Genomic DNA, 407 nt, shown 5'->3' with positions numbered 1-407 from the left:
CCACCCAAGGTCACCTCTTCGGTGGTGCACCTGGAGCCGCGCACGACACCCCTGCCCGCCGATGTGAAGAAACTCGGCCGAGTCACGGAAGCCGCCTTCGGCCAACGCCGGAAGATGCTGCGCCAGAGCGTGAAAAGCCTCGGCGGCGAGGCCTTGCTCGAACGAGCGGGGATCGACCCGACGCGCAGGGCGGAAACACTCAGCGTCGAGGAGTTCGTGCGGCTGACCAATGCGGTCTAACTCCGCTCTCTCCGTTCACGGGGAGACGATGCCGGCAGGCAGATGAAGGGCAGTGCGAAGTTGCGAAGGTATGGTGCTGCCCCTCGTCCGGTCCTTCGGACCACCTTCTCCCCGTTGACGGGAAGAAGGAAAGGGCGATCTCACCGTTTTCTCGTCCAGCAATCCCG

The 407-nt window shown here is 64.4% G+C and carries 1 protein-coding gene; it reads left to right on the top strand.

Annotation, left to right across the window (positions count from 1 at the left end):
* Positions 1 to 240 (top strand): rRNA adenine N-6-methyltransferase family protein (locus EN807_RS32850; RefSeq protein WP_281405244.1); only part of this gene is annotated, 240 nt, incomplete at its 5' end.
* Positions 241 to 407: the final 167 nt, after the last annotated feature.

Source organism: Mesorhizobium sp. M5C.F.Ca.ET.164.01.1.1, assembly GCF_004792125.1.
In the GTDB taxonomy this organism is placed as follows: Bacteria; Pseudomonadota; Alphaproteobacteria; order Rhizobiales; family Rhizobiaceae; genus Mesorhizobium; species Mesorhizobium wenxiniae.
The sequence above is the reverse complement of the archived record's forward strand: the minus strand, read 5'-3'. Positions and strand labels throughout refer to the sequence as shown.